This window comes from Microbacterium oleivorans (genome assembly GCF_001691565.1).
Taxonomy (GTDB): Bacteria; Actinomycetota; Actinomycetes; order Actinomycetales; family Microbacteriaceae; genus Microbacterium; species Microbacterium oleivorans_B.
This window is the reverse complement of record NZ_MAYO01000003.1, coordinates 1,038,057-1,061,028: the sequence shown is the minus strand read 5'-3', so window position 1 is coordinate 1,061,028 and position 22,972 is coordinate 1,038,057. Positions and strand designations below refer to the sequence as shown.

At 69.3% G+C, this 22,972-nt stretch carries 20 protein-coding genes; 13 read left to right on the top strand and 7 right to left on the bottom strand.

What is annotated here, in order from left to right:
• Positions 1 to 8 precede the first annotated feature (8 nt).
• A complete protein-coding gene (locus BBA86_RS07890; RefSeq protein WP_065571061.1) occupies positions 9 to 1,274 on the bottom strand; it encodes an ABC transporter substrate-binding protein in 1,266 nt (421 codons plus the stop codon).
• A gap of 407 nt (positions 1,275 to 1,681) precedes the next feature.
• Between BBA86_RS07890 and BBA86_RS07885 the strand changes: the two genes are divergently transcribed.
• The 7 genes from BBA86_RS07885 (at position 1,682) to BBA86_RS07855 (ending at position 8,325) form a co-directional block, all read left to right on the top strand.
• Complete coding sequence (locus BBA86_RS07885) at positions 1,682 to 2,809, top strand: Gfo/Idh/MocA family protein (protein ID WP_065572220.1); 1,128 nt, start codon at positions 1,682 to 1,684, stop codon at positions 2,807 to 2,809.
• 3 nt (positions 2,810 to 2,812) lie between these two features.
• On the top strand, positions 2,813 to 4,015 hold the full coding sequence (locus tag BBA86_RS07880) for a dihydrodipicolinate synthase family protein (RefSeq protein ID WP_065571060.1): 1,203 nt from the start codon (positions 2,813 to 2,815) through the stop codon (positions 4,013 to 4,015).
• On the top strand, positions 4,012 to 4,884 hold the full coding sequence (locus BBA86_RS07875) for a sugar phosphate isomerase/epimerase family protein (RefSeq protein WP_065571059.1): 873 nt from the start codon (positions 4,012 to 4,014) through the stop codon (positions 4,882 to 4,884). Before BBA86_RS07880 ends, BBA86_RS07875 begins: the two co-directional genes overlap by 4 nt.
• 45 nt (positions 4,885 to 4,929) lie before the next feature.
• Entirely contained in the window at positions 4,930 to 5,973 is a 1,044-nt protein-coding gene (locus BBA86_RS07870; RefSeq protein ID WP_065571058.1) for a LacI family DNA-binding transcriptional regulator, read from the top strand.
• Entirely contained in the window at positions 5,970 to 7,076 is a 1,107-nt protein-coding gene (locus BBA86_RS07865) for a glycerate kinase (protein WP_065571057.1), read from the top strand. Before BBA86_RS07870 ends, BBA86_RS07865 begins: the two co-directional genes overlap by 4 nt.
• Positions 7,077 to 7,366: 290 nt before the next feature.
• Positions 7,367 to 7,777, top strand: a complete 411-nt coding sequence (locus BBA86_RS07860) for a DUF4383 domain-containing protein (RefSeq protein ID WP_065571056.1) — start codon at positions 7,367 to 7,369, stop codon at positions 7,775 to 7,777.
• Complete coding sequence (locus BBA86_RS07855) at positions 7,777 to 8,325, top strand: hypothetical protein (RefSeq protein ID WP_065571055.1); 549 nt, start codon at positions 7,777 to 7,779, stop codon at positions 8,323 to 8,325. The genes BBA86_RS07860 and BBA86_RS07855 overlap by 1 nt, the downstream gene beginning before the upstream one ends.
• Before the next feature lie 179 nt (positions 8,326 to 8,504).
• On the opposite strand, the gene araA is transcribed toward BBA86_RS07855, so the two are convergent.
• The 4 genes from araA to BBA86_RS07835 form a co-directional block, all read right to left on the bottom strand.
• Positions 8,505 to 10,007: an L-arabinose isomerase gene (araA, locus tag BBA86_RS07850; protein WP_065571054.1), complete on the bottom strand. Its 1,503-nt coding sequence runs from the start codon at positions 10,005 to 10,007 to the stop codon at positions 8,505 to 8,507.
• Entirely contained in the window at positions 10,004 to 11,680 is a 1,677-nt protein-coding gene (locus BBA86_RS07845; RefSeq protein WP_065571053.1) for a xylulokinase, read from the bottom strand. The genes araA and BBA86_RS07845 overlap by 4 nt, the downstream gene beginning before the upstream one ends.
• Positions 11,677 to 12,387, bottom strand: a complete 711-nt coding sequence (locus tag BBA86_RS07840) for an L-ribulose-5-phosphate 4-epimerase (protein ID WP_065571052.1) — start codon at positions 12,385 to 12,387, stop codon at positions 11,677 to 11,679. Before BBA86_RS07840 ends, BBA86_RS07845 begins: the two co-directional genes overlap by 4 nt.
• Before the next feature lie 190 nt (positions 12,388 to 12,577).
• Positions 12,578 to 13,570, bottom strand: coding sequence for a LacI family DNA-binding transcriptional regulator (locus BBA86_RS07835; RefSeq protein WP_065571051.1), 993 nt, complete (start codon positions 13,568 to 13,570; stop codon positions 12,578 to 12,580).
• Between the two features lie 128 nt (positions 13,571 to 13,698).
• Between BBA86_RS07835 and BBA86_RS07830 the strand changes: the two genes are divergently transcribed.
• Genes BBA86_RS07830 through BBA86_RS07820 form a run of 3 tightly spaced genes read left to right on the top strand, consistent with a single transcriptional unit; the run spans position 13,699 to position 18,029 of the window.
• Positions 13,699 to 15,489 carry a lipase family protein gene (locus BBA86_RS07830; protein ID WP_065571050.1) on the top strand — a complete coding sequence of 597 codons (1,791 nt, stop codon included), beginning with the start codon at positions 13,699 to 13,701 and terminating at the stop codon, positions 15,487 to 15,489.
• Positions 15,490 to 15,525: 36 nt separating this feature from the next.
• Positions 15,526 to 17,508, top strand: coding sequence for a M13 family metallopeptidase (locus tag BBA86_RS07825; RefSeq protein WP_065571049.1), 1,983 nt, complete (start codon positions 15,526 to 15,528; stop codon positions 17,506 to 17,508).
• A gap of 5 nt (positions 17,509 to 17,513) precedes the next feature.
• Positions 17,514 to 18,029, top strand: coding sequence for a 2'-5' RNA ligase family protein (locus tag BBA86_RS07820; protein ID WP_223247120.1), 516 nt, complete (start codon positions 17,514 to 17,516; stop codon positions 18,027 to 18,029).
• 192 nt (positions 18,030 to 18,221) lie between these two features.
• Here BBA86_RS07820 and BBA86_RS07815 read toward each other — a convergent pair whose 3' ends face one another.
• Entirely contained in the window at positions 18,222 to 19,439 is a 1,218-nt protein-coding gene (locus BBA86_RS07815) for a hypothetical protein (protein ID WP_141677853.1), read from the bottom strand.
• Between the two features lie 287 nt (positions 19,440 to 19,726).
• Between BBA86_RS07815 and BBA86_RS14290 the strand changes: the two genes are divergently transcribed.
• Positions 19,727 to 20,338 (top strand): ankyrin repeat domain-containing protein, encoded by a 612-nt coding sequence (locus BBA86_RS14290; RefSeq protein ID WP_083199501.1) that lies wholly within the window; start codon positions 19,727 to 19,729, stop codon positions 20,336 to 20,338.
• A gap of 62 nt (positions 20,339 to 20,400) precedes the next feature.
• Complete coding sequence (locus BBA86_RS07810; protein WP_141677852.1) at positions 20,401 to 20,844, top strand: hypothetical protein; 444 nt, start codon at positions 20,401 to 20,403, stop codon at positions 20,842 to 20,844.
• 213 nt (positions 20,845 to 21,057) lie between these two features.
• Here the strand turns inward: BBA86_RS07810 and BBA86_RS07805 are convergent, their stop codons facing one another.
• Positions 21,058 to 22,095 (bottom strand): endonuclease/exonuclease/phosphatase family protein, encoded by a 1,038-nt coding sequence (locus BBA86_RS07805; RefSeq protein WP_065571045.1) that lies wholly within the window; start codon positions 22,093 to 22,095, stop codon positions 21,058 to 21,060.
• Between the two features lie 104 nt (positions 22,096 to 22,199).
• Here BBA86_RS07805 and BBA86_RS07800 point away from each other — a divergent pair, with 104 nt between their 5' ends.
• Positions 22,200 to 22,655, top strand: a complete 456-nt coding sequence (locus tag BBA86_RS07800) for a hypothetical protein (protein WP_065571044.1) — start codon at positions 22,200 to 22,202, stop codon at positions 22,653 to 22,655.
• Positions 22,656 to 22,972 lie beyond the last annotated feature (317 nt).

The following is a 22,972-nucleotide window of genomic DNA, read 5'->3' as shown; positions in this document are numbered from 1 at the left end:
CTGGGGGGTTACTTCATCTGTTCGGTGGAGACCGTGTCGATGGCCTTCACGGTCTGCTCGAGCGTCTGCTCGCCGTTGAGGTACTTGATCGTCTCGTCCTTCAGCGGCTCACTGTCGATCGCGAGACCGGTGTAGCTGTTCTTCAGCCCGTCGACGGTCTGACGCGCAGCGATCTCGGGGGACTCGGCGATCTCACCGTTGTACAGGTCGAACGCGTAGGCGTCCTTCGCGTACGTGATGTCGACGTCCTCGACTGCGGGGAGGCAGCCCGAGATCTCGCAGTACTCCTTGTAGTTCTCCGGCTGGTACATCCACTTCACGAAGTCGAGGGTCTGCTTCTCGACGCCCGTGCCGTCGTAGGCGACGATCCAGGAGGCGGCACCGTAGTTGGTGGAGCGGACCGGCTGCTGCGGCAGCGGGACCGAGACCCACTCGAAGTCCTTGATGTTGGCCTGGAAGTCGGCGATCTGCCAGACACCCGACATGTACCCGGCGACGCGGCCGCTCTTGAAGGTGGCGCTGGGGTCGTCGCCGGCAGCCCAAACGGCCTTCGGCATGAAGCCGTCGTCGTTCAGCTTCTTGAAGTACTCGAGGGCCTTCTCGCCCTCGGCGTCCAGTGCCCAGGTGCCGTCAGCCTGCTCGGTGACGCCCTGGCTGCCGAACTCGAACATGAAGGCGCGCAGACGGTGCGCCGAGCTGTCCATGACGGCGCCGTACTCGGCATCCGTCTTGTCGACGACCTCGGTGGCCTTCTGGACGTACTCGTCCCAGGTCCACTTCTGGTCGAGCGAGGTCGGGAACTCGACGCCGGCCTTGTCCCAGAGGGTCTTGTTCAGGAACATGCCGACGCCTGTGAGGGTCGTCGGGAGTGCCTTGACCTTGCCGTCCTCGGGGTCCTCGACGCGCAGCGCCGGGAGGACTTTGGCGTCCTCGGCGATGTCGGTCAGGTCCAGCATTCGGCTGGTCCACGCCGGGTCGGCGTCGGGTGCCGCGGCGAGGGCGGGGAGGTCGTTGGCCTGCGATGCGGTGCGGAGGCGCGTGCGGAGGTCGTCGCTCGGAACCTCGACGACCTTGACCTTGACGCCGGTCTCCTTCTCGTACTTCTTGGCCAGCATGGCGTAGCCGCCACCCTGGGCGGCGTCACCGGACTGCACGAACTCGAGGGTGACGTCCTTGCTGTCGCCACCGGGCGATGACGAGCAGCCGGCGAGGACGAGTGCGCCCACCGCGGCGGCGATGACGGCGGCGGACCGGATGGTGCGGGAACTCTTCACTGCTTCTCCTTCGCATGCGCTCCTCGATGAGCGCGGGGTGAGTCATGAGCGGGTGTGCTGAGCATTTGTCGGCATGTCATGACAAGGGGTGCTCATACGGTAACCGGGGACACTCGCGACGGCAAGCGCTTACCTGTGTCGGATATGTAACGTCTTTGCGACAACTGCCTCGTCCATGATCGCCCGGACCGCGCTGTTCGCACGAATCACGCGGTTGTTGCGCAATCGCCGGGCCGATGCCACACTGGGGGAAAGCGCTTACCCATTGCCGTGGTCGCTGTCGAACGACCGCGCCGGCACCGTACGTGAGAAGAGACAAGGACCACACCGTGTCAGAGACGACCATCACCGCACCCGCTCCCGCGGCTGCTCCCGCCGCCCCCGCCGTCCGCGAGATCGGCATCATCATGAACGGCGTCTCGGGCCGCATGGGCTACCGCCAGCACCTCGTGCGTTCGATCCTCGCGATCCGCGAGCAGGGCGGCATCGAGCTGCCCGACGGGTCGAAGGTCACCGTCAAGCCGCTGCTCGTCGGCCGCAGCGAGGCCAAGCTCGCCGAGCTCGCCGCGAAGCACGGCGTCGAGGACTACACGACCGATCTGGATGCCGCTCTGGCAGACCCCCGCTGGGAGATCTACGCCGACTTCCTCGTGACGAAGGCCCGCGCCACAGCACTGCGCAAGGCGATCGCGGCCGGCAAGACCATCTACACCGAGAAGCCGACCGCCGAGTCGCTCGAAGAGGCTCTCGAGCTCGCGAAGCTCGCCGCCGAGGCCGGCGTCAAGACGGGCGTCGTCCACGACAAGCTCTACCTGCCGGGCCTCCAGAAGCTGAAGCGTCTCATCGACTCGGGCTTCTTCGGCCGCATCCTGTCGGTCCGCGGCGAGTTCGGCTACTGGGTGTTCGAGGGCGACTGGCAGCCCGCGCAGCGTCCCTCGTGGAACTACCGCGCCGAAGACGGCGGCGGCATCATCGTCGACATGTTCCCGCACTGGAACTACGTGCTCGAGAACCTCTTCGGCGGCGTCAACTCCGTCTACGCCCAGGCCGCCGTGCACATCGCCGACCGCTGGGACGAGAAGGGCGAGCACTACACCGCGACCGCCGAGGACGCCGCCTACGGTGTGTTCGAGCTCGAGGGCGGCGTCGTCGCCCAGATCAACTCCTCCTGGACGGTCCGCGTGAACCGCGACGAGCTCGTCGAGTTCCATGTCGACGGCACGCACGGCTCCGCCGTGGTGGGCCTCTTCGGCGCCAAGATCCAGCCCCGCAACGCCACCCCCAAGCCGGTGTGGAACCCCGACCTCGAGGACACCCACGACTACGACGCCGACTGGCAGAACGTGCCGGTGAACGACGTCTTCATGAACGGTTTCCGTCAGCAGTGGGAGGAGTTCCTCATCTCGTACGTCGAGGGAACGGACTACGAGTTCGACCTCCTCGCCGGCGCCCGCGGCGTGCAGCTCGCCGAGGCGGGGCTCCGCTCCAGCCGCGAGGGCCGCAAGATCGAGCTCGACGCGCTGTCGCTGGACTGATCGATGACCGACCTCACCCTGCTCTCGGGGGACGGCGCACTCCGCCGCGTCCCCCTCGTCGACACCTCCGGATACACCCGCCCCGGGGGGCCGCTGCGCAGCCGTGTCGCGTACGCGGCCGCCCACGTCGTGCCGAAGACGCACGCCGACAACACCCCGGGTCAGCCGGCCGACATCGATTGGGATGCCACCCTCGACTTCCGCCGCAACGTCTACTCGTGGGGTCTCGGCGTCGCCGACGCCATGGACACGGCGCAGCGGAACATGGGACTGGATGCCGCGGCCACCCGCGAGCTGATCTCGCGCTCCGCCGAGGTCGCCCGTGAGGAGGGTGGCTCCGTCGCCGTCGGTGTGAACACCGATCACATCGACGAGGAGCGGATCACGCTCGACGAGGTCATCTCGGCCTACCTCGAGCAGCTCCACTTCACCGAGGAGCAGGGGGCGGGTCCCGTCCTCATGGCCTCGCGCCACCTCGCCCGCGTCGCCGAAAGCGCCGACGACTACCGGCGCGTCTACGACGCGGTGCTGTCGCGGGCGACGACGCCGGTCGTGCTGCACTGGCTCGGTACCGCCTTCGACCCGCAGCTCGCGGGGTACTTCGGCGCAGCCGACTGGCAGACGGCGTCGGCCGTGCTGCTCGATGTCATCGAGGCGAACGTCGACAAGGTCGCGGGCGTCAAGATGAGCCTGCTCGACGCGGCCTCCGAGGTGTCCGTGCGCGAGCGCCTGCCGGAGTCCGTCCGCATGTTCACGGGTGACGACTTCAACTACGTCGGCCTCATCGGCGGTGCGGATGTGCCCGACGCTCCGCAGCCGACGCGGGACCCGGCATCCGCTCGTCAGCACTCCGACGCGCTGCTCGGTGCTTTCGCCGCGCTGACGCCGGTCGCCTCCGCGGCTATCCAGGCGCTCGACGCCGGCGACCCGGCGCGCTACCTGGAGGTGCTCGCCCCGACCGAGGCACTGTCGCGCCAGGTGTTCGCCGCGCCGACGTTCTACTACAAGACGGGCGTCGCGTTCCTCGCCTGGCTCAACGGGCACCAGCCCGCCTTCCAGATGGTGGGCGGGCTGCACTCCGCGCGCAGCCTGCCGCACCTGTCCCGGATCGTCGAGCTCGCGAACGAGGCGAAGGCCTTCGAGCGCCCCGAGCTCGCCGCGGAGCGGTGGAACGGGATGCTGCGAATGAACGGTCTCGACGCGTGAGCGCCGTCGACCCGCGCCTGTCGATCAACCAGGGCACGATCAAGCACGCAGACCTCGCGACCGCGCTCCGCGTGACGGCCGAGGCGGGCGTGCAGTCCATCGGCCTGTGGCGGGAGCCCGTGCAGGAGGTCGGTCTCGCGACGGCCGCCTCGATGCTGGCCGATTCGGGTCTGCGGTTCTCGACGCACTGCCGGTCCGGCTTCTTCACCATGCCCGAGGGACCGGCGCGACGCGCCTCGATCGACGACAACCTCGTCGCCATCGATGAGGCGGCGACGCTCGCCGCCGCCGGAGCGCCCGGTTCGGAGGCCGTGCTCGTGCTCGTCGCCGGCGGGCTCCCCGAAGGCTCGCGCGACCTGGTCGGAGCCCGTGAGCGGGTGCGCGACGCCCTGGGCGAGCTCGCTCCGCACGCCGCCGAGGCCGGGGTCACCCTCGCCATCGAGCCGCTGCACCCGATGTACGCCACCGACCGGTGCGTCGTCTCCACTCTCGGGCAGGCGCTCGACCTGGCGTCGGGCTTCGACCCGTCCGTCGTGGGTGTCGCCGTCGACACCTTCCACATCTTCTGGGACCCGGACGTTCTCGACTCGATCGAGCGCGCCGGCCGCGAAGGACGCATCGCCACGTACCAGGTGTGCGATTGGAAGACGCCGCTCCCCGCCGACGTCCTCCTCGGCCGCCACTACCCGGGCGACGGCGTGATCGACCTGGCGGGGCTCACCCGTGCGGTCGCCGACACCGGCTACGCGGGCGACGTCGAGGTCGAGATCTTCAACGCCGACGTGTGGGCCACCGAGCCGCTCGAGGCGGTGCGACGGACGGTCGAGGGGTTCGCGGCATCCGTGTCGCCCTTCCTCGGCGCTCGATGACGTTCCTCCCGTGCCGCTCGCACCCCCGCCCGTAGACTGCGCACCATGACGGACCGCACCCTGCGTCGAGTCGCACCCACGGGCGCGGTCACCCTCGACGATGTCGCGCGCGAGGCGGGCGTGTCGCTCGCCACCGCGTCGCGCGCTCTGAACGGATCGACGCGGAAGGTCGCGGACTCGTACCGGGAGCGGGTCCAGGAAGCCGCTGCCCGCCTCGGGTACACCGCCAACCTGTCGGCGCAGGCGACCGCCCGCGGAACGTCGGCGATCATCGCGCTGCTCGTCGCCGACATCGCGGACCCGTACTTCGGGCTCATCGCCTCGGGTGTCGCCCGCGGCGCCGATGAGGCCGGTCTCGTCGTGACGGTCGCGATCACCGAGCGCGACGTAGAACGTGAGGTGCGACTCGTCCGGGCTCTGCGCGGTCAGCGGCCGCGCGGGCTGATCCTCGCCGCGTCCCGCACGTCGTCGGGGCCCGATCCCGACCTGACCCGCGAGCTCGACCTGCTCGGCGCGATGGGCGGCCAAGTGGTCGCGCTCGGACCTGGCGCAGGCAGTGTGCGCTCGCTGGTCCTCGACAACCGCAGCGGCGCCGAGGCGCTCGGCCGATCGCTCGTCGAGCGCGGGTACCGTGACGCCGTCGTCCTCGCGGCGGAAGAGGGGACCGCGACGAGCGACTCCCGTGTCGACGGCTTCACCGCCGGGTTCGTCGGCGCCGGCGGGACGCAGCCGCGCATCTACCGTCGCGGGTTCACCCGCGAGGCCGGCTACGAGGCGATGACGCGCGCACTCGAAGACGGCGTCGAGACCGGCACCGTCGTCTTCGGCATCAGCGACGTCGTCGCGATCGGCGCGCTGACGGCGATCCGTGCCGCCGGACGGGTGGCGGGCGCGGACATCGCGCTCGCAGGGTTCGACGACATCCCCACCAGCCGCGACGTGACCCCGGCCCTCACGACCGTCCGCGTCCCGCTCGAGGAGGTCGGGTACCAGGCCTTCCGCGCGGCGACGGACGCCGAGTGGGAGCCGCACCCCGACGACCTGAAACTCGATGTGCTGCTGCGCGAGAGCACCCCGCCGCGCGCATGACCATCGTCGTCGCGCTCGACAGCTTCAAGGGCTCGGTCGCCGCTGCCGCCGCATCGGCAGCCGTCGCGGCCGGGTGGCGCGAGGTGGACCCCGCAGCGGACCTCGTCCTGCGGCCGATGGCGGACGGGGGAGAGGGCACGCTCGACGCCTTCGCCGCCGCCGTCCCCGGTGCCGAGCGGCAGCCGGTGCGGGTCCGCGGGCCCCGCGGCACCGCCGTCGACGCGTCGTGGCTTCTCCTGCCGGACGGCACGGGCGTCGTGGAACTCGCCTCGACGAGCGGCATCGAACTCCTCGGCGAGGACCGACTGCCGTGGGATGCCGATACGACGGGATTCGGGCAGGCGATCGCGGCGGCGCTCGACGCCGGTGTCACCCGACTCGTCCTCGGCATCGGTTCGTCGGCCTCGACCGACGGCGGCAGCGGGATGCTGCGTGCGCTCGGTGCGCGCATGGTCGACGCCGACGGGCGGGACGTGCCCGCGGGTGCGCGCGGACTCGCCGCTGTCTCGGCGATCGACCTCACGCACGTGCGTCCGATGCCCGCGGGCGGGGTGACGGTCCTCAGCGACGTCACGAATCCGCTCACCGGACCCTCCGGTGCGGCGGCGGTGTTCGGGCCGCAGAAGGGTCTCACCGCCGCCGACGTCGAGCTGGTCGACGGCGTGCTCGAGCGGTACGCCGCCTGCATCGCCCGTCACGCCACGGGCGCCGATCCGTCGCTCCCCGGTGCGGGCGCCGCGGGCGGTACGGGCTTCGCGCTCGCCGCCTGGGGTGCGGACCTCGTGCCGGGCGCCGGCCGGGTCGCCGAGCTCGTGGACCTCGCCGGCGCGGTGGCCGCGGCATCCCTCGTCATCACCGGCGAAGGATCGTACGACGGTCAGTCCGCGGCGGGAAAGGTGCCCGCCTTCGTCCGCGCGGTCGCGGCATCGCAGTCGGTGCCGGTGGCGGTCGTCGCCGGCCGTATCGGAGCGGATGCCGACACGTCGGGGTTCGTGCACGCCGTCTCGACGACCGAGCTGGCCGGCAGCGCCGGGGCGTCGATGGCCGATCCGGAACGCTGGCTGCGGGACGCCGGCCGGACCCTCGCGAGCCGGCACGGCTGACCGAGGACGTCGGCGCCCGTCGGGGAGTGGTCGCGCGCCGAATGGATCGCCCACGCCGGCGGCCTGCTCGACGCGGCTCGCCGCTGCGCGTCGGTGCGACCGGACGAGCACGGTAGCGGTTCCATAGCAGGGGCCCGGAAGCGTCACAAGCCCTGCGCGGAGGCGCAGGCGCATCCCTACAGTCGCGACGACGACCGGGACGCAATCCGTTCCCGGTCTCGCACCGAATGCTGTGTAGCACCTGAACGCACGGCCCGCGGCATCCGTCGCACCAATGGAGGGACACTCACATGACCAGCTCACCCAACCGCCTCGTCGCCGTCATCTTCGGCGCCGTGTACATCCTCGTCGGTCTGCTCGGCTTCACCGTGACAGGGGGTGTCGACTTCCTGGCAGACGAGGGCGGGCTCCTGCTCGGCATCTTCATGGTGAACCCGCTGCACAACATCGCGCACCTGCTGATCGGTGCGGCGCTGCTCATCGGCGGTCTGTCGAATGTCCGCGCCGCCAAGGGCGTGAACATCGTCGTCGGCGCGGCCTACCTGCTCCTCGGCATCGTCGGCTTCTTCATCGTCGGCAGCGCCGCGAACATCCTCGCCCTGAACACGGCCGACCACTTCCTGCACCTCGCGAGCGCGATCGTGCTGCTCGGTGTCGGCATCGCCGCCGACAAGCAGGTCTCCACCCGCGCGGCCGTCTGATGTCGCCGTCCGTCCTGGTCCGCTCCTGGCCGGCTCTCGCCGCATGGGGAGCAGGGCTGCTGCAGCTCGGACTGGGCGCGGGCGCGATCGTGAAGGGTGCCGATGCCGCCGACCGCGGCATCGGCATCCTGCTCGCCACCGGCGGTGCGGCGACGCTCACCTGGGGTGTCCTGACGCTGGCGAAGGGTCGGCTCGCGACTCCGCGCGCCGGTGTCGCCGTCGCACTGGCCGGGATCGTCCTGCTCGTCGGGCTGATGCTCGTCGGCCCGGCGCAGGTGAGCTTCTACCCCGTGGTCGTGTCGGCCGCCCTGTCCCTGGCCGTCGGCGTCGTGTCGGCGATCGCGTTGCGACGCCTCGGCCGCGGACGCCGCAGCCGGCCGGTGGCGCGGACCGCGGCGCGCACGAGCATCGGCGGTCTGATCGTCGGCGCCTTCCTGCTCGCGGGCCTCGTGACGCCGGCACTGGCCGCAACCCCCATCGGCAGCGACGCTCCCGGTGCCTCGGTGAACGAGGTCTTCATGCCCGGCCACGGCCACGGCGGGCACTGAGTTCGCCCGGCATCCACAGGTCCATTCCGTCGCCGGATTCGGAGATCTTCGCCGGGTTCGGATGAGAACGGGGAAGCCGGTCCGAAACCGAGCGCATCATCCGAATCCGAGCCCCGGTGGCCCGGCACACGCGAAACGCCCCGGCGCCACAACGGCACCGGGGCGTTCTTGCGTGCGTCTTACAGCCCGCGTGCGAGGCGGTAGTAGGCCTGGTTCCAGCGGAGCTCCTTCTGGAACCCGCGCACCGTCGTGTCCTCGTCGATGACGAGCAGCTCGGTTCCGGCGATGTCGGCGAAGTCGCGGAACACCTCGATCCCCACGGCCGTCGTCATGACGGTGTGGTGCGCGGCGCCGGCCGCGAGCCAGCAGGATGCCGAGGTCGCGAAGTCGGGCGACGGCTTCCACACGGCGCGGCCGACCGGGAGCTTCGGGAGGTCGGGGGCGTCGACGTTCTCGACGACGTTCGCGACGAGACGGAACCGGTCGCGCATGTCGCTCATCGCGACGACGAGGGCGGGACCGGCATCCGCCGTGAAGACCAGCCGCACGGGATCGGCCTTGCCGCCGATGCCGAGCTCGTGCACCTCGAGGCGCGGCTTCGAGGTCGTGAGCGACGGCGACACCTCGAGCATGTGCGCGCCGAGGATCCGCTCGTTGCCGGGCACGAGGTCGTAGGTGTAGTCCTCCATGAGGCTCGCCCCGCCGGGCAGGCCCGAGCCCATGACGTTCGCGACGCGCACGAGGATCGCCGTCTTCCAGTCGCCTTCGGCGCCGAAACCGTAACCCTCGGCCATGAGGCGCTGCACCGCGAGTCCGGGCAGCTGCGTCAGCGCGCCGAGGTCCTCGAACGACGTCGTGAACGCGCCGAAGCCGCCGGCCTCGAGGAACGAGCGCAGCCCGATCTCGATCGCCGCGCCGTCGCGGAGCGACTGGTGCCGCTCCGCGCCCGGCAGCAGCTCGTCGGCCACGTCGTACGAGGCGACGTACTCCTCGACGAGGGCGTCGATCTGCGCCTCGGATGCCTGGGCCACGGCATCCGCCAACTCGTTCACACCCCACGTGTTGACCTGGACGCCGAACTGCAGCTCGGCCTCGGTCTTGTCTCCCTCGGTGACGGCGACGTAGCGCATGTTGTCGCCGAAGCGGGCGAGCTTCAGGGTCTTGACCGCCTGCCAACCCGCGGCCGCGCGCTCCCAGTCCTCGATCTGCTGCACGACGACGGGGTTCGAGACGTGGCCGACGACGGTCTTGCGCGAGACGCCCAGGCGCGTCTGGATGTATCCGAACTCGCGGTCGCCGTGGGCGGCCTGGTTGAGGTTCATGAAGTCGAAGTCGATGTCGTTCCACGGCAGCTCGACATTCGCCTGCGTGTGCAGGTGCAGCAGCGGCTTGCGGAGCGCGTCGAGCCCCGAGATCCACATCTTCGCGGGGCTGAAGGTGTGCATCCACGCGATGACGCCGATGACCGAGTCGTCCGCGTTCGCGTCGAGGGCGAGCCGCTTGATCGAGTCGGAGTCCTTCAGGACCGGCTTCCACTCGACCGTGACGGGAAGGCCGGCGAGGCCCGCCGCGACGGCCTGCGACTGCTCGGCGACCTGCCGCAGCGTCTCCTCGCCGTAGAGGTTCTGGCTGCCGGTGACGAACCAGACGGTGTACTGCTCGAGGCTGGTGGAGAGGGTCATGCTGTTCCTTCGTTCGATGAGCGGATGCCGCGCAGCGGCAGAGCGGTGACGGCGGCGCCCTCGACGGCCAGGCCGTCGCGGTAGCGCGCGAGGTAGTCGGCGAACCCGGCGACGTCGGCCGGGTCGGGGTCGACGGTGGCCGAGGCTGCGCCGGCGAACACGTGGTCGGTGAGGTAGGCGGTCAGTTGCCGGGACGCATCCGGTCGCCCGGACACCGCGCCGGCGGCATCCTGCGTCCCCGGAGCGGACCGACGAGCGACGGCGAACGACGCGAGCACGGCCATGCCCCACGCGCCGCCCTCGGCCGCGGTGTCACCGACGGTGACGGGTGCATCGAGTGCGCCGGCGAGGAAGCGCTGCGCGACGCCGGCGGTGCGGAACACCCCGCCGTGCGCGAACATCGCGTCGAGCGCGACGCCCTCGTCGGCGAGCGTCTGCATGCCGATCGCGAGCGTCGCGAAGACGCCGTAGACCTGCGCGCGCATGACGTTCGCGAGCGAGAAGTCCGCGTCGGGGGTGCGCACCACGAGCGGGCGGCCCTCGTCGAGTCCGGCGATCGGCTCGCCGCTCAGATGGTTGTACGCGAGGACCCCACCGGCATCCGCTGCGCCCTCGAGCGCTTCGCGCAGGAGCGTCTCGTAGACGGCATCCGTCGAGAGGGACCGACCGGATGCCGCGGCGAACCGCGCGAACAGTCCGGCGAACGACGCCAGCTCGCTCGCACCGTTGTTGCAGTGGACCATCGCGACGGGGTCTCCCGCGGGAGTCGTGACGAGGTCGATCTCAGTGTGGACGCGCTCGAGGGGGCGTTCGAGGACGACCATCGCGAAAATGCTCGTCCCTGCGCTGACGTTGCCCGTGCGCGGCGAGACCGCGTTCGTGGCGACCATGCCGGTGCCTGCGTCGCCCTCGGCGGGCGCGGCGACCGCGCCGGGCCGGAGCGTGCCGGTCGGGTCGAGGAGGGCGGCGCCGGCGGCGGTGAGAGTCCCGGCATCCGCTCCCGCGGGGAGCACCTCGGGCAGCAGGTCCGGGAGGCTGCGGCCGGCGAGGAACCCGGCGGCGTGCGTATCGTAGGCGGCGATGCGGTCGCGGTCATACTGCCCGTCGGTGCCGATGGGGAACATGCCCGACGCGTCGCCGACGCCCAAGGCGAAGCGGCCGGTGAGCTTCTCGTGCACCCAGCCGGCGAGGGTGTTGATGGTCGCGATCGACGCAACGTGCGCCTCGTCGTCGAGCACGGCCTGGTGCAGGTGGGCGATCGACCACCGGAGCGGGATGTTGACGCCCAGCAGGTCGGTCAGCTCCGCAGCAGCCGCTCCCGTCGAGGTGTTCCGCCAGGTGCGGAACGGTACGAGCAGGGTGCCGTCGGCGTCGAAGGCGAGGTAGCCGTGCATCATCGCCGAGACACCGATGCCGGCGAGGTCGGTCAGCTCGGCGCCCTGGCGGCGGACGCCGGCGATCAGGTCGGCGTACGCCGCCTGCAGGCCCGACCAGATCGCGTCCTCGGCGTAGGTCCAGACACCGTTCTCGAAGGCGTTCTCCCACTCGTGGCTGCCGACGGCGAGGACGGTGGTCGGGTCGCTCGCGTCGACGAGGCACGCCTTGATGCGGGTCGAGCCGAGCTCGATGCCCAGGGCGGCGCCGCCGCCGGCGATGACGGAGGCGGCGCTCATCGGCGGGCGTCCGTGCTCTGGCCGTACACGTTCTGGTAGCGGTTGTAGAGCGCGTCGATCTTGTCCTGCGGGATCGGGATGAGCTCACCGCCCTGGCGCGCGAAGTGCACCGTGCGGGCGGCGTCCTCGCACATGACGGCGGCCTTGACGGCATCCTTCGCGCTGACGCCGATCGTGAACGGACCGTGGTTCTGCATGAGGACGGCGCGGGAGCGGTGGCCGCTCAGCGTCTCGACGATGCCGCGGCCGATCGAGTCGTCGCCGATGATCGCGAACGGTCCGACGGGGATCGGCCCGCCGAACTCGTCGGCCATGCCGGTGATGACGCAGGGGATCTCCTCGCCGCGCGCGGCCCAGGCGACGGCGTACGGGGAGTGGGTGTGCACGACACCGCCGACCTCGGGCATGTTCCGGTAGACGTAGGCGTGCGCCGCGGTGTCGCTCGAGGGCGACCGGTCGCTTCCGGCACTGCCGGGAACGACGTTGCCGTCGAGGTCGCAGAGGATCATGTTCTCGGGCGCGAGGTCGTCGTAGGAGACGCCCGACGGCTTGATGACGAACAGGTCGGCGCTGCGGTCTTCGCCCACGCGGACGCGGCCCGAGACGTTGCCGCCGGTCCAGACGACGAGGCCGTAGCGGACGAGTTCGGCGTGCAGGGCGGCGACGTCCGCGCGGACGCTCGCGATCGCCTCATCGAGATCGGTCATGCCGTCGATGTTATCGGTAACATCCGGTATCCACCACAGCCGGATGCCGGTGGTGGCCGCCGCGCCCGGCACGAACCGCGGAGAAACCGCGCGCGGCTGCGCCGGATGGCCGCGATGCGGGCCGCCGGGCGCCGGATGTCCGCGGTTGTTGCCGCCGGGCGCTGCTACCGCGCCCCGGTCCCGCTCCCGGTCAGCCGCGCGGCGGGGAGCTCGACGCGCGGGCGACCAGCACCGGTTCGGCCGCAGCTCCAGCGGCCGGAAGGCCCAGTGCCTCGGCGACGACGCGCCGCGCCTCGCCGGCCGTGTCCACGCGCACCGTCGTGAGCGCGGGCGTGTAGAACGCGGCATCCGCGTTGTCGTCGAAGCCGGTGACCGAGAGGTCGTCGGGAACGCGCAGCCCCTCGGCGACGAGTCCCGCGATGAGCCCGAGCGCCATCTGGTCGTTCGCCGCCGCGACCGCCGTCGGCCCGTCGGCACCGCGCACCGCCCGCGCCACCTCGCGTGCCGCCGTGGCGCCCGCCGCCGCGCTCCAGTCCCCGCGCCATACGGCCGCGGGACGGATGCCGGCGGCCGCCAGCGCGGCATCCGCACCCTCGTCGCGGGCCGTGGCCTCCAGCCAGTCGGCCGGTCCGGCGAGCCGAGCGATCCGGCGGTGGCCCAGCGCGACCAGGTGATCGATCGCGAGGGCGGCGCCCGTGTGCTGCCGCTGGGCGCCCTCGCCGGTGTGCAGGGCGGCGAGCGGGACCCGTCCCGCGACCTCCTGCAGGGCGGGGAGCGTCGCGGTGTGCGCCGCGACGACGATCAGCGCATCGACGCCCTGGGCGAGCAGTCGCTGGGCGGCATCGGTGACGGATGCCGGGTCTGCGGCATCCGCGTAGGCCGTCGCCAGCCAGCGGTCCGCCGCACGCGCCGCGGCGTCGAGCGCGGCGATGCCGGCGCCGGGGCCCCAGAGCGTCGCATCGGAGGCGATGACGCCGACGGTGCGCGTCGTCGAGGTGCCCAGGGAGCGCGCGGCGTTGTTGACGCGGTAGCCGAGCTCTGCGATCGCCGCCTCGACGCGGGCGCGGGTCTCGGGTCGCAGGTTCGGGCTGTCGTTGAGCACGCGCGAGACGGTCTGCGTCGACACTCCGGCTCGGGCGGCGACGTCGCGCACGCTCGCACGCATCGTCCCGGCCCGTCCCATGGCGCTCACTGTAGCCCCCTGCCGTCCGACCCCCTTGCACGGGTCGTCACCCGCTGTCGAGGAGAGGCGGCTCATCCGTCCCGCCGGTTAGCGTGGAGGATTCACGCCGACGACGGAGGAGGGACCGGATGCGGCTGCTGCAGCGACTCGCGCTCGGGCGCTTCTACGCGCGCCTGCCCGAGTGGGTCCGCATCGTGGTGGCGGTGGCCGCCGTGGTCCTCGGGGTCGTCATCGTCATCCGCCCGACCACGGCGCTCGGCGTGCTCGCCTGGCTGATCGGCGGCGGCATGGTCCTCACTGGCGTGCTCGAGCTCACCGGACGCGACGGCGAAGGAGCCCGCCCCCGCTGGCGCACGATCACCGGCGGTGCGTGGGTGGTCGGCGGGCTCATCGTGCTCCTCACCCCCGGCCTGACGGTCCGGGTCGTCGCGACGCTCGTCGGCGTCTTGCTGTTCGCCGCGGGCGCCGCGGGACTCGTCGCCGTGTTCGCGAAGGGTCGCACGCTCGATGCCCGCATCGCGGATGCCGCCTTCTCGATCTCGGGCGTGATCTTCGGCGTCCTCGCGCTGTTCTGGCCCGACATCACCCTGCTGGTCGTTGCCGTGGTGTTCGGGGCCCGTCTCATCATGAGCGGGGTCACCGACCTCTGGACGCGGCTGCGTCGCCGCCGTGACACCGAGGCCGAGCGCCTCCACCGGCCCCGCCGCTTCCGCCGATGGGGCCGCACCGTGACCGCGCTCGTATCGGTCGCGCTTGCCGTGACGACCGCGCTCGTGACGGTGCCGCTGCGTGAAGGCTCGACCGTCGTCGACGACTTCTACGCCGCGCCCCGTGACATGCCGGGGCAACCGGGGCGCCTGATCCGTGCGGAGCCGTTCACCGCCGGCATCCCCGTCTCAGCGACCGCATGGCGGATCCTCTACACGACCACGGGTGTGAAGGGCGAGGTGCGCGTCGCGAGCGGCGTGGTCGTCGTGCCGAAGGAGGGCGACGGGCAGTGGCCGATCGTCGACTGGAACCACGGCACGACGGGGTTCTCCGAGAGCTGCGCCCCCTCGCTGCAGCCGCGCGGACTCTGGTCGGGCGCGCTGTACATCCTGCCGACGATCATCCGGCAGGGGTGGGCGGTCGTCGCGACGGACTACATCGGCCTCGGCACCGAGGGGCCGCATCCGTACCTGATCGGCCCGCCCAGCGCGACGGCGTCGCTCGACGCGGTGCGCGCCGCGCGGGAGCTGCAGGATGCCGACCTCGGCACCCGCACGGTCATCTGGGGGCACTCGCAGGGCGGTGCTGCCGCGCTCTGGGCGGGCTCGATGGCGCGCGAGTATGCACCGGAGCTGTACGTGCAGGGCGTCGCGGCGCTCGCGCCGGCGAGCGATCCGCCCGCACTCGTGCAGAACATCGCGAGCGTGACCGGCGGCAGCATCTTCGCCTCGTACGCCTTCGCGGCGTTCTCATCCATCTATGACGACGTGTCGTACGACGAGTACGTGCGACCGGGCGCCGACACCGTCCTCCGGCAGATGTCGGAACGGTGTCTGTCCGATCCGTCGATCGTCGTCTCGGTCGCCGCCTCGCTCGGCATGAGCGGCGATCCGCGGCTGTTCTCGCAGCCCCCGGCATCCGGCACCCTCGGCGTGCACCTGCGCGAGAACGCGGCACCGCTCCGGCAGAACGCGCCGGTCCTGCTCGCGCACGGCGGGGCGGACAGCGTGATCCCCGTCGCGACCCAGACCGCCTTCACGAAGCGGATGTGCGCGGCCGGGCAGGTCGTCGACTACCGCATCTACGACGGGTACGAGCATGCGGCGGTCGTGGAGCGTCCGTCGCCCTTGCTCGACGAGCTCATCGAGTGGACGACCGCCCGGTTCGCGGGTGAGCCGGGCCCCGAGGAGTGCTCGACCACGCGGAAGTGAGCCGGGCCGTCCGAGTGCGCCCATAGGGTGGGACGCATGACCGAGAACACCCTTCCCTCCGGCATCCAGCTCGACGAGTTGAGCTCCGACGTCCGGCCGCAGGACGACCTGTTCCGCTACGTCAACGGCTCGTGGCTCGAGCGCACCGAGATCCCCGAGGACAAGGCGCGGTGGGGGTCGTTCCACCTCATCGCTGAGCAGGCCGAGCGCGACGTCAAGACGATCATCGAGGAGTCGACGGATGCCGAACCGGGCACCGAGACCCGCAAGATCGGCGACCTCTACGCGAGCTTCATGGACACCGACGCGATCGAGGAGCGTCGCGCCGACGCCATCGCGCCCCAGCTCGCGCTCGTCGACCGGGTCACCGGCATCCCGAGCTTCCTGAGCACCGCCGGGTCGCTGGAGCGAGAGGGCGTTTCGGGTGTCTTCGGCACGTACATCGAGCCCGACCCGGGCAACCCGGAGCGCTACGTGATGTTCCTCGTGCAGGGTGGGCTGTCGCTCCCCGACGAGAGCTACTACCGCCTCGACAACTTCGAGAAGACGCGCACCGCGTTCCGCGCGTACGTCGCCAAGGTGTTCACGCTCGCCGGAGTCGACGACGCCGAGGCGCAGGCCGATCGCGTCGTCGCGCTCGAGACCGAGATCGCGTCCCACCACTGGGACAACGTCCGCAGCCGCGACGCCGTCGCGACCTACAACCTGATGTCGTGGGATGCCGCGGTGCAGCTCACCGGCGTCGACCTCGCCCCGTGGCGCGATGCCGTCGCCCCCGGCAAGGCGGGCATCATCGAGGAGGTCGACGTCAACCAGCCGAGCTTCTTCGAGGGTCTCGGGACGCTGCTGGTCGAGGATCGGCTCGAGGACTGGAAGGCCTGGCTGCGCCTGCAGGTCATCCGCACCTCCGCGCCGTTCCTGTCGCAGGCTTTCGTCGACGCGAACTTCGCGTTCTACGGCACCGAGATGACCGGCGTCCCCGTCAACCGCGAGCGCTGGAAGCGGGGCGTCTCGCTCGTCGAGGCGGCGCTCGGCGAGGCGGTCGGCAAGGTCTACGTCGAGCGCCACTTCCCGCCCCGCGCGAAGGAGGAGATGGACGTCCTCGTCGACAACCTCATCGAGGCGTACCGGCAGTCGATCTCGTCGCTCGAGTGGATGACGCCCGCCACGCGCGAGCGCGCGCTCGAGAAGCTCGAGGCCTTCACCCCCAAGGTCGGCTACCCCGTGAAGTGGAAGGACTACTCGGCGCTCGAGATCGATGCCGCCGACCTCATCGGCAACGTCCGCCGCTCGAACGCGTGGCAGCACGACGAGCAGATCGCGAAGCTCGGCGCCCCCATCGACCGCGACGAGTGGTTCATGACGCCGCAGACGGTCAACGCGTACTACAACCCGCTCATGAACGAGATCGTATTCCCCGCCGCGATCCTGCAGCACCCGTTCTTCGACATGGAGCGCGACCCGGCCGCGAACTACGGCGGCATCGGCGCAGTCATCGGCCACGAGATCGGCCACGGCTTCGACGATCAGGGGAGTGCGTTCGACGGCACCGGCGCGCTGAACGACTGGTGGACCGACGAGGACCGCGCGGCCTTCACCGAACGCACGAAGACGCTCATCGAGCAGTACAACGCACTCGTCCCGCAGGGCCTGTCCGAGGGTCACACCGTCAACGGTGCGCTGACGATCGGCGAGAACATCGGCGACCTCGGCGGCCTCGGCATCGCGATCAAGGCGTATCGGCTGCACCTGGAGACGACCGGCTCGACGGATGCCGACGGTCCCGTCATCGACGGACTCACCGGCATCCAGCGTCTGCTGCTCAGCTGGGGTCAGATCTGGCAGCAGAAGGGACGGGATGCCGAGACGATCCGCCTGCTGACGATCGACCCGCACTCGCCGAACGAGTTCCGCTGCAACCAGATCGTCCGGAACATCGACGAGTTCTACGCCGCGTTCGACGTGACCACGGCGGACGAGCTCTGGCTCGACGAGGACAAGCGCGTCACCATCTGGTGACCGTCATGCGCGGCGCGCCGGTCGTCAGCATCGAGCTCGAGTTCGATGCGGCGACCGAGCGCGCCGTGCGCGTGGAATGGCAGGCGCTCGCCGACGCCGGGTTGTCGAGCCTCGCCGCGCACACCGCGCCCTCGAACGCACCGCACGTGACGTTGCTCGTGCGTTCGTCGGTGTCGCTGGCGTCCGTGCCGCTGCCCGCGGCGTTCCCTGTGGCTCTCGGCGCGCCGGTGCTGTTCGGGGCGGGGGAGCGCCGGGTGCTGGCCCGCTCGGTCGTGCCCTCCGCCGAGCTGCTCGCCCTGCACGCCGCCCTGCATGAGGCCGCCGGCCCGGGCGACGATGCTCCGCACACCGCGCCCGGGGAGTGGATGCCGCACGTCACCCTTGCGCGCCGGCTCAAGGTGTCCGACCTCGAGCGCGCGCTGCCGCTTTTGGGTGAGCCGGTCACCGGGATGGCGCGCGGGCTACGGCGGTGGGATGCGGCATCCGCCACCGTCACCGCGCTCGGGGAGTTCGGGGGCTGAGCTGGGATTGCGCCGAAAGCGTGCCGCAGAGGTTTCGGCGCGATCCGGTTTCGGTGGGGGTTTTCGGCGCGTGCGTCGTCGGCGTGTCGCGGTCGTCTGCGATGCCTCGGTCGGTTGTGCCGAAAACCATCGTTTTCGGCTGGCTGCTGTAGGCATCCACGCGTCAACGCCTCGGCGTCAGACAGCTCGCGGTCAGTTCCTTCGGTGATGCTCCGCGAAGACGGCGGCGGCTGCCTCGGAGACGATGGCGACATCCGCTAATGAGAATGTGAGCTGGAGCCGGTCGCTAGTGCTGGTGCCCTCGATTGTGATCTTCTCGTCGCTATAGCGCGAGTGAAGCCGTTCACGGATGATCTGTTCGGCTTCGATACCGCTTAGACCCGGCGGTAGGTCGTCGGCTGTGCTTACAAACGTGGCGGTGGCATGTCGCGGACCGAAGTGCCAGTGGACGTCGCCCGCCTCCTCGGACCAAGCGTGATGCTGTGGCAGGTCGCCCGGGTAGACCCGTCCGGCGGCTTTGTATGCGGCTCGCTCCTGCGCGTCGGACGCGAACACAGACCACCCGCGATCAATGATCGCGGCGGTGAGGCGGGGCCCGGGTCGCTGCTTGAGAATGAGGATCGCCTCCGCCGCGGGCAGATCCGCGAGAACCTCGATGTCTTCGTCTGTCCGCCCTTCAATCGTCACCTCGGTCAGGGTTCGTATCTGGACCAAAGCCTTCAGCCCTACGAGATGAGCCGCGGTCACCGTCAGCACGTTCAAACCCACAGCCGGGGCCAGGGATTCGAGGTCGAAATGTCTCGTCGGGGACACGGTCAATTCTCGGAGCTTCGCCGGCTGACCAAGCTCGGGGAGCTGTGAGGTCGTCCGGGATCGCAGCGCAAGATCTCGCACCGGCCCCACCACCGTGCCGCAGACGTGATCGACATCGAGCCGCTCAAGCTGCGGCAGCGCCATAACGCTCTGCCAACTGCCATGGGACGGTCCGCGATACCGCCGCAACCGCCACAGACGGGAGAGGTCAGCCTCCTCACCGGTCTCCGGATTGATCTCCAGAACCTCCAGCATCCGTGCTCGCCGCAGCTCGTTAAAGCCCTTCAGCTGCTCCGCCTCGTAACCGATCTCGAGCAGACGCATCCTGGGTAGGTGCTCGCGCAACGCGGCGAGGTCAGACGACGGAGCAGAAACCCGCACACCGATGCGATACATCGCCCACGCGCGTTCGACCATCTCCGGGGTCACCCCCCAGCGTTTCTCGCCCCGCCACACCAACCACCCCCTCCTCGTGAAGAGAGGCCACCCTTCAGTCGGAAACCACTCCACGAACGGCAGCAGCTGCTCATCCAAGCCGTACGACCGGTCCGTGCTGACATCATCGGCCGAGACCCTGACTGAGGCAGGATCAACCATGTGGCGGCGCTTCGCGTCCCTGGGCGTCATACACATGATTATCGACGGCTGCCCGCATCAAGGCCGACCCAGTCAGAGACGCCCCTGCTCACTCAGCTGCGGGCCAGCCGAAACCGTCCGCCGAAACCCGGTAGCGGGTGCCGTTTGCGGTGCGCCACATTGGGGACTGTGGCGGCGATCGCCGAAAACGATCGTTTTCGGCGCAGCTGGCGAGTCGCGTCAAAATCTCGAAGGCCGCATCCGACGCTCTCACCCACTGACGAGCTCACCTGTGCCAAAGTCGCAGAATGTCTCCGAAGGATGAAGAGCAGGAACAGGCGTACCTAGAGCAGCTGCCCCCTCTTGTTCGCGCTGCCGCAACAGGCGATCTCGAACGAGCACGCGCGCTCCTCGCAGCCGGCAGGTCGGTCAATGAGGCAGATGCCACAGGATGGACCGCACTGCATGCTGCGGCTACACGCCGGCACCCGCAAATTGTTCGCGCTTTGCTGGCTGCTGGCGCTGATCCGGACGTCACAGACTCGGCAGGTTTCACGCCGCTGCTCAATGCGTCTGGCCCGGGAGACTCCGCCAGCGTCGAGGCGCTGCTGAATGCTGGTGCTGACGTCGCAGTATCGGACATCGACAATGGCTGGTGCCCGCTGAGCCGTGCCGCGGAGTGGGACAACTTCGAGGTCCTCACCCTCCTCTTGGCGGCGGGTGCGGACCCCAATCATGATTCGCCGCTCGTCGATGCAGCTGAGGCGGGCAGCTTGCGTTGCGTTCGCGCACTCGTGGCTGCGGGCGCCGACCCTACAAAGCAGATCGATGGCCAGACTGCCGCAGAGTACGCGCGGTCTCATAACCACGACGACGTGGTGGCCTACTTAGAGAACCTCGTCGCCGCCGAACAGTGTTGAGCACCTCGTGATGCGAGGCAGCGATGCCAGGTGGACGCCTCCCTGAACCATAAGGTCAAGGCGTGTACATCTATCGACCGACGCTCGCCTGGCGCCTCACGAACGCCGCTGGCGCATCGACGCTTCCGCTCCTGGGCGGATGCGCACTGGTCTGGTCCCTGCCGGAAGGTGACGTGGCCGTCACCGCTGTTGCTATGTCGGTCGTCATCTTCGGTTGCTTCTGGCTGGCGCGTGTTTTCCGCGTGCGCGTGATCGTCGACGATGCTGAGGTCCGGTTGTGCAACTTCTTCCGCGTCGTGCGGGTCGCTCGGGCGCAGATAACGGAAGTCGACCAGGATCCGCGCACCGCGAAGCTTGAATGGTCCATTCCGGGTGGGCGATCGAGAACTGCGACTATAAGCGCGGTCGCTGTGGGGATCAGCTACTCACTGCCAGCCTCAACGCTCGAAGTCCCCCGCCAGTTCCTGGCCCGTCTGGATAGATGGGTGAAGACGCAGGGGAATTGACGGTGACCCGCTTGACGATCGAGCTCGTGTCGGTGGGTCCTTCCGCGGGCCAGCCATGGGCTCCAGTGATGAAGGCCAAGCCGAAAACGATCGTTTTCGGCTGCTCGTGCCGGCTAGGTCTGAAGGGTGAACCCGGCGCTGATTCGTGTCGGGTTCCCACGTACCGGGCCAAGCGCGCTCCCCACGCTATGGACCGGGGTCCACTCGGCCACATCACCGCCGATCGATCGGGGGAATGGATACTTTGATTGGCCAATGGTCCGTTTGCCTGATCTGCAGACTCCGGTCGACCTTCCAGGTGGCCTCCGCAGCCGTGTAGCCCTTCCCCACGAGGAATCGGTCGATTGATGCTCCGAGGAATGGCGGCAGTGTGGTTGGCCAGGTGGGTGAGGAGCCGGCATTGTTGGCGGCTGCAACATCGCTGCAATCTCCGAGCTGGTCGCCACCGAGATTGTTGAGGGTCGAGTTCATATCCCCGAGGACTACAACCCAGGGACTTCTGGAGCACATCTCGTTCACCCAGTCGATGTGTTCCTGCCACGTGTCGGTAGCAGACGGGGAAGGCTGCTGGATATGCGTTCCCACGATGATTGGCGTCTGTGAGGACGGGGTCGTAGGGATGAGTGCAAGCCCAGCCCAGGGAGGCGTGCGCTCGTCGACTTTGTACTGTCCGTCGTCGACGAGCGCCCGCGTCATGATGATGGACGTCGCAGTCCAGTCAGGAGCGAATGCGACCACATCATGCCCATCGGCGCGAAGGATGTCGGCGACCTCCTCACCCAGTTTCCATGGCGTTTCTGGCAAGACGACCACTGCCCTATCTTGTCCATGGAATGTTGGTCCGACCGCGTTGGCAACGTCGGACACGTCTTCACCCCGAGCGTTCCAGGCCATCCCGTAGAACTCTGCATTTGCAGGAGAAGCTTCGCCATCGGCAGCTCCCTGCGCGATGACGCGCAGACCGAACATCGCAGTGCCGACTAAGCAAACAATGCCAAGGATGATCGCCCCGCGGCGGAAGCGTCGCAGCAAGATGCAGGTGGCAAACGCAACGACGCTGACTACGGCGAACACGAGGGTGATGGGCCTGTCGGCTGCCACGACGAATGCAATGCCGGGCCAAGTGCGCGCCTGCGTCAGCGGGGCCGCCCAGACCAGAAGAAGCACGACGAGAGAGGCCGCGGGGATCAGAAAACGACCGAGCTTCACATGCTCACCGTAGTCATGGGGATCGGAAAACAATCGGATCATACGGCTTGTCTCATCAATTTGACAGACTGGTGGAGAAACTCTGCAGCACCTACTTTTCGAGCCACACAGGCGGCACTCAGCCGTTTCAAACGTAGGGGGGCATCGTGCGAAAGAGCACTATCGAGGCGGGTTCGAAGAAGCGAAGTTGGAAGAGCAAGCTGGCAATCGGCGCACTTGCGGTCGGCGTACTGGTCGCGGTACCGACTGCGGCTCACGCCGAGGGGTCCTACACCTCGTTTGTCAATCAGGCGCAGCCAGGCTTCCTCAGCCGCACATGGGGAGACGGCAACCTGGACGGGGCCGCCACGAAGATCACCCTGACTGACTGCAAAGCGAACAAGGCCGGCAAGACACCAGGGACGACAGCGATCACCTCCGTCTCGGTCGCTCTTTACCGCGGGACCTCGCTTCTCACCATCAAGAAGCAGAAGTGTGGAACGTACGACTTCGGGCGGCAGTCGTCGGGAACCTATCGGTTCAAGATCACCGCTGTGAACGGCATCACCGACGGGGACCGTTCCATCTTCCTGAACGTGGATAAAGTCACCGTCAGCTACTGATCTGCGAAGAAGGCCGGCTGCGTCATGCCTGGGCCATGAGCGGTTTTCGCACAGAACATCGATAGGAAGGGGCCCGAAATCATCGGGCCCCTTCTGCGATGAACCTGCGCGAAACGACCGACGCCTCCCGGCAGAACACATCACGACCGTTCAGCTAAAGGCTGAGCACACCACTGATCGATATCATTGAGCCGCCGGCGATCACGGGTCGCCCTGGAACCAAAAACGTCCGCCGGAACCAGGTTTCGATCCACGTTTCCGGCGTGCATCTCAGCAGCATCAAGGCGAAGCAGCCGCAAACGATCGTTTTCGGCTGA

Excerpts from the sequence above, each read along its gene's own strand:
- BBA86_RS07885 (WP_065572220.1), top strand. The coding sequence starts at position 1,682 with ATGAACGGCGTCTCGGGCCGCATGGGCTACCGCCAGCACCTCGTGCGT.
- BBA86_RS07820 (WP_223247120.1), top strand. The coding sequence starts at position 17,514 with ATGCGCGGCGCGCCGGTCGTCAGCATCGAGCTCGAGTTCGATGCGGCG.
- BBA86_RS07845 (WP_065571053.1), bottom strand. The coding sequence starts at position 11,680 with ATGAGCGCCGCCTCCGTCATCGCCGGCGGCGGCGCCGCCCTGGGCATC.
- BBA86_RS07830 (WP_065571050.1), top strand. The coding sequence starts at position 13,699 with ATGCGGCTGCTGCAGCGACTCGCGCTCGGGCGCTTCTACGCGCGCCTG.
- BBA86_RS14290 (WP_083199501.1), top strand. The coding sequence starts at position 19,727 with ATGTCTCCGAAGGATGAAGAGCAGGAACAGGCGTACCTAGAGCAGCTG.
- BBA86_RS07860 (WP_065571056.1), top strand. The coding sequence starts at position 7,367 with ATGACCAGCTCACCCAACCGCCTCGTCGCCGTCATCTTCGGCGCCGTG.
- BBA86_RS07815 (WP_141677853.1), bottom strand. The coding sequence starts at position 19,439 with ATGGTTGATCCTGCCTCAGTCAGGGTCTCGGCCGATGATGTCAGCACG.
- BBA86_RS07880 (WP_065571060.1), top strand. The coding sequence starts at position 2,813 with ATGACCGACCTCACCCTGCTCTCGGGGGACGGCGCACTCCGCCGCGTC.
- BBA86_RS07825 (WP_065571049.1), top strand. The coding sequence starts at position 15,526 with ATGACCGAGAACACCCTTCCCTCCGGCATCCAGCTCGACGAGTTGAGC.
- BBA86_RS07855 (WP_065571055.1), top strand. The coding sequence starts at position 7,777 with ATGTCGCCGTCCGTCCTGGTCCGCTCCTGGCCGGCTCTCGCCGCATGG.
- BBA86_RS07805 (WP_065571045.1), bottom strand. The coding sequence starts at position 22,095 with ATGATCCGATTGTTTTCCGATCCCCATGACTACGGTGAGCATGTGAAG.
- BBA86_RS07835 (WP_065571051.1), bottom strand. The coding sequence starts at position 13,570 with ATGGGACGGGCCGGGACGATGCGTGCGAGCGTGCGCGACGTCGCCGCC.
- BBA86_RS07865 (WP_065571057.1), top strand. The coding sequence starts at position 5,970 with ATGACCATCGTCGTCGCGCTCGACAGCTTCAAGGGCTCGGTCGCCGCT.
- araA (WP_065571054.1), bottom strand. The coding sequence starts at position 10,007 with ATGACCCTCTCCACCAGCCTCGAGCAGTACACCGTCTGGTTCGTCACC.
- BBA86_RS07840 (WP_065571052.1), bottom strand. The coding sequence starts at position 12,387 with ATGACCGATCTCGATGAGGCGATCGCGAGCGTCCGCGCGGACGTCGCC.
- BBA86_RS07870 (WP_065571058.1), top strand. The coding sequence starts at position 4,930 with ATGACGGACCGCACCCTGCGTCGAGTCGCACCCACGGGCGCGGTCACC.